The following is a 5714-nucleotide window of genomic DNA, read 5'->3' as shown; positions in this document are numbered from 1 at the left end:
CCTAAGGCTACGACCTGATCTGTCGTCAACGACGCCATCTGCGCTGTGGTCAGTGCTGTGATTTGTGCAGACGTGACCGCTGCGAAGTCAGTGGTCTCCATCGCCGCGATCTGCGCGGTCGTCATAGACGCCAACTGCGACGTGGTCAAAGTGCTGACCTGCGTCGTACCCAATGCCACCACTTGCGCTGTCGTCAGAGACGCCATTTGCGCTGTGGTCAAGGCAGTGATTTGTGCTGACGTGACCGCCGCCAAATCGGCTGTTTCCATGGCAGCCATTTGTGCAGTTGTCATCGCCGCCAATTGCTTGGTCGTCAATGTGCTGACCTGTGTCGTACCCAGACCCACTACTTGCGCGGTTGTCAACGACGCCATTTGCGCTGTGGTCAAGGCAGTGATTTGTGCAGACGTGACCGCTGCGAAGTCAGTGGTCTCCATCGCCGCGATCTGCGCGGTCGTCATAGACGCCAACTGCGCGGTGGTCAAGGTGCTGACCTGGGCTGTGCCCAAGGCCACCACTTGCGCTGTCGTCAACGACGCCATTTGCGCTGTGGTCAAGGCAGTGATGCTGGCAGAGGTAATAGCCGCCAAGTCTGCCGTCTCCATCGCCGCTATCTGTGCTGTCGTCATCGACGCCAACTGCGACGTGGTCAAGGTGCTGACCTGGGCTGTACCCATTCCAGCCACTTGCGCTGTGGTCAATCCACTGATGCTGGCCGAACTGATGACCACCAAGTCAGCAGTCTCCATGGCCGCGATCTGCGCGGTCGTCATCGCCGCCAGTTGCTTGGTTGTCAAAGTGCTGACCTGCGTGGTACCCAAGGCGACTACTTGCGCTGTCGTCAACGACGCCATCTGCGCTGTGGTCAAGGCAGTGATTTGTGCTGACGTGACCGCTGCCAAATCAGTGGTCTCCATCGCCGCGATCTGCTCTGTCGTCAGCGCCGCCAATTGCTTGGTCGTCAAAGTGCTGACCTGCGTCGTACCCAAGGCCACCACTTGCGCTGTTGTCAACGATGCCATCTGCGCTGTCGTTATCCCAGTGATCTGTGCAGAGGTGACTGTCACTAAATCTGCGGTCTCCATGGCCGCGATCTGTGCTGTTGTCATTGCCGCCAACTGCGATGTAGTCAAGGTACTGACTTGAACTGTGCCTAGACCCACCACTTGCGCTGTCGTCAGCGCCGCCATTTGCGCAGTGGTTACTGCTGTGATACTCGCAGAGGTAACTGCTGCCAAGTCAGCAGTCTCCATGGCCGCGATCTGCGCTGTCGTCAGCGACGCCAGTTGCTTGGTCGTCAAGGTGCTGACCTGCAACGTACCCAGACCTACCACCTGATCAGTTGACAAAGCCACCATTTGCGCTGTGGTCAAGGCAGTGATGCTGGCCGATGTGATGGCCGCCAAGTCGGCGGTCTCTATGGCTGCGATCTGTGCAGTCGTCATCGCAGCCAATTGTTTGGTTGTCAGATTGCTGACCTGTCCGGTGCCCAAAGCCACCACTTGTGCAGTGGTCAATCCAGTGATTTGTGCAGAGGTGATGGCCGCCAAATCGGTCGTCTCAAGCGCAGCAACTTGTGAGGTGATCAAGGCAGCCAATTGCGCTGTCGTCAAGCTGCTGACTTGTGCCGTACCCAAAGCCACAACCTGATCTGTGGTCAATGCCACTGCTTGCGCCGTGGTCAGCGCCACCGCCTGCGCAGTCGTCAATGCGGCCACTTGTGCAGTAGTCATGGCCGCCAAGTCGGTTGTCTCTATGGCAGCGACTTGTGAAGTTTTCAGGGACACCACCTGTGTTGTCTGCAAGGCGGCAATTTGAGAAGTAATCAATCCAAAGATTTGATCAACAGACAAACTGCTGATGGTCGTAGTGCTCAAACTGGCAATACCGTCGGTATTGATGGCGGCAACCTGCAGCGTGGACATCACGGCCACTTGCGCACTGGTTAGCCCAGACATCTCTGCCGTTGTAGTTACAGCAATATCTGCAGTCGACCACGCACTGACTGTTGTGGTTGAAGCACTTGAAAGACTTGTGATTGCTGTAGCCATGGATAATTCCTGTCCGCCCGGAAAATACCAGGCCGTCAGTGCTTATCGACAGCAAGTTGAAAAACTTTAGTAAAAAAGAAAATTAACTCAAATAATGCTTATAAAGAATTAATTTGATTGGCATTCATCACCGAAAGTTGCTCATCACTGAAAGCAGCAATTTGTGATGTGGTCATCGCCGACAGTTGTGCCGTTGTCAACGCAGGTATCTGGTCGGTAGTGACAGAGGCCACATCACTTGTTTCCATGGCAACAATTTGTGTTGTCGTCAAAGAAGCCACCTGAGCTGTTGACATAGCGGCCACTTGTTCGTTTGACAAAGCCACGATTTGTAACGTTGTGAATGCTACCACTTGCGTGGTGCTCAAGCCAGCGACTTGATCGGATCCCATGGAAGCAATTTGCGAAGTCGTCAAAGATGAAATTTGTGTCGTCGTCAATCCTTTAAGTTGCGTGGTTGTCAATGCATACAAATCATCGGTTGCAATGGATTTAACTTGAGCTGTTGTCAACGCAGCCAATTGCGAGGATTTCAAACTGAGCGCTTGATCAGATGTGAAGGCCACTATTTGTGCTGTGGTTAAAGCAGCCACTTGCAGTGAGGACAAAGCGGATACCTGTGCGGTTGACATGGCCTGTATGTTGTCAGTTGTGATCGCCACCACTTGTGCGGTGGTTAAACCAACCATTTGCACAGTGCTTAAATTACTGATTTGATCTGAGCTTAATGCGGCCACTTGCGTCGCTACCATTGACGATATTTGTTCAGTACTGAGGCCTGCCAACTGGTCTGTGCTCATGGCGACCCATTGAGACGTCGCCAATGATGCAATCGATGAGGTGGTGAAGCCTTTGAGTTGCGCCGTTGTGAGCGCATACAGATCGCCGGTCTCAATGGCTATGACTTGATCGGTGCTCAATACGGCCAATTGTGAGGACTTCAAGCTCACCGCCTGGTCAGAAGTCAAGGCTGCAATCTGTGCTGTGCGCATAGCCACGACCTGAGCAGTAGTCAAAGAAGCGACCTGCGCAGTAACCATGGCCTGCCAATCATCTGTCGTGATCGCCTTGAGTTGATCGGTTGTCAAACCGATCATTTGAGAGGTCGTCAGGTTAGCCATTTGATCTGATGTGAGTGATGCTATTTGCCCTGTTGCAAGTGCGGCAATTTGCACAGTGCTCATACCTGCCAACTGGTCTGTGCTCATGGCGACCAGTTGCGATGTCGCTAAAGAAACAATACCTGCAGTAGTCAATCCTTTGAGTTGAGTTGTTGTCAAGGTATACAAATCTTCAGTTTCAATTGACCGAACTTGGGCGGTAGTCAATACTGCCAATTGAGACGATTTCAAACTTGCGACTTGCGCAGTTGTCAGAGCTGCTATGTTTGCAGTAGCTATCACGGGCATCTGAGTGGTGGTGATCGAAGCCACTTGTGCAGTGGTCATAGCCAGAACATCATCTGTAGTGATGACTGCCAACTGTGCCGATGTCAATGACGCAATTTGAGCAGTAGTCAATTCTGCGAACTGATCTGATGTCAAAGACAGTATTTGCGCTGTTGTCAAACTTGCAACTGCAGCGGTTTTGATACTTATCAATTGATCGGCATCTAAATTCGACAACTGGGCAGTTGTCATTGCCATGACTTGATCTGATGTCAAGACCGCCATTTGTTTTGTCATCAGTGAGCTGGTATCTACCGATTCCATCGCGGCAACTTGCTTGGTCGTCAATGCAACAACTTGCGATGTGGTGAGGCTACTTATCTGCGATGTCGTCAGTGCAACCAATTGCGCAGTCGTGATCGCGGCAATTTGCGATGTTTTTAAATTACTTAACTGGGCGGTACTGAGACTGCTCAGTTGTTCGGTGGTCATTGCAGCTACAAGGCTGGTTGACATGGCAACCAATTGTGCAGAACTTAACTCAGCCAGATCTGAGACTTCGATGACGGCGACTTGTTTGCTGGTCATTCCAGAAATTTGTACGGTGGTCAAACTTCCAGCTTGTAATGTCGTCAAGGAAGCAATCTGATTAGTGGTCATGGCCGCCACCTGGGCGCTGGTGAACGCCACCAGTTGCGCCGTGGACAACACTTGCTCGTCCTCAGTTTCCATCGCGGCCACCTGTTTAGAGGTTAAGGCAGTCAGTTGTTTGGTGGCCAAATTACTGACCTGGTAAGTGCTGAGTGCCACCACTTGTGCAGTCGTCATGGCAGCAATTTGTGTGGTCTTCAAATTACTCAATTGATCTGTGCTTAAACTGACCCATTGATCGGTGGTGAATGCCGCGATCTGAGTGCTTGTCATGGCCACGAATTGATCAGTGGTCAGTTTTTGTAGATCTGTGATTTCCATCGCTGCCACTTGGGTAGCGCTCAGCGCAGCTAATTGAGATGTTTTGAGATTGCCGATCTGGTAGGTGGTAAGCGCCACCACCTGGTCTGTGGTCAACGCCGCCACTTGGGTGCTGGTAAACGCCACCAGTTGCGACGTGGACAACACTTGCTCATCTTCAGTTTCCATCGCAGCCACCTGCTTGGTGGTCATCGCAGCCAACTGCGCAGTCGTCAAATTGCCGACCTGGTAAGTGCTGAGTGCCACCACTTGTGCAGTCGTCATGGCAGCAATTTGCGTGGTCTTTAAATTACTCAATTGATCTGTGCTTAAACTGGCCCATTGATCGGTGGTGAATGCCGCGATCTGAGTGCTTGTCAAGGCCACCCATTGATCGGTGGTCAAGTTTTGTAGATCTGTGATTTCCATCGCTGCCACTTGGGTAGCGCTCAGCGCAGCTAATTGAGATGTTTTGAGATTGCCAATCTGGTAGGTGGTGAGTGCCACCATTTGGTCTGTGGTCAACGCCGCCATTTGTGCGGTTGTCAATGCAGTCAACTGATCAGTACTCAGGGACTGTTCATCCACTGTTTCCATCGCAGCCACTTGTTTGGTGGTCATCGCTGCCAACTGCGCAGTCAACAGACTGGTAATCTGACCAGTCGTCAATGCCACCACCTGCGCTGTCGTCATCGCTGCCAGTTGTGCGGTCGTCATCGCTGTCAACTGGTCAGTGGTCAAAGATTGTTCGTCATCCGTTGCCATGGCAACCACCTGCTTGGTGGTCATGGCAACGAGTTGTTTGGTGGTCAAGTTACTGACCTGGTAAGTGCTGAGCGCCACCACTTGTGCTGTTGTCAGTGCAGCCACTTGCGATGTGGTCAGACTGCTGGTTTGGGTGGTAGCCAAGGCCACCACCTGGTCTGTGGTCAACGCCGCCACTTGGGTACTGGTGAACGCCACCAGTTGCGCTGTGGTCAGCACTTGTTGGTCATCGGTCTGCATCGCCGCCACTTGCTTGCTGGTCATCGCAGCCAACTGCGCAGTCGTCAAGTTGCCCACCTGGTCTGTCTTCAATTCCACCACCTGCGCTGTCGTCCTCGCAGACAGTTGTGCTGTCGTCATCGCTGTCAACTGGTCAGTGGTCAAAGATTGTTCATCATCTGTTGCCATGGCAACCACCTGCTTGGTGGTCATGGCAACAAGTTGTTTGGTGGTCAAGTTACTGACCTGGTAAGTGCTGAGCGCCACCACTTGTGCTGTTGTCAGTGCAGCCACTTGCGATGTGGTCAGACTGCTGGTTTGGGTGGTAGCCAAGGCCACC

General features: G+C 52.4%; 1 protein-coding gene and 1 pseudogene. Both read right to left on the bottom strand.

The genetic code is table 11. The annotated features are described in order from the left end of the window. The coding region (locus AC9UG7_RS06245) for a beta strand repeat-containing protein (RefSeq protein ID WP_509585682.1) at nucleotides 1–2051 on the bottom strand (2051 nt) is incomplete at its 3' end. A 98-nt stretch (nucleotides 2052–2149) separates the two neighbouring features. Continuing rightward, nucleotides 2150–5714: pseudogene (locus AC9UG7_RS06240) on the bottom strand (heme utilization protein); the annotation flags it as partial.

The organism is Limnohabitans sp. (assembly GCF_046052765.1).
GTDB lineage: Bacteria > Pseudomonadota > Gammaproteobacteria > Burkholderiales > Burkholderiaceae_C > Limnohabitans.
The sequence above is the reverse complement of the archived record's forward strand: the minus strand, read 5'-3'. Positions and strand labels throughout refer to the sequence as shown.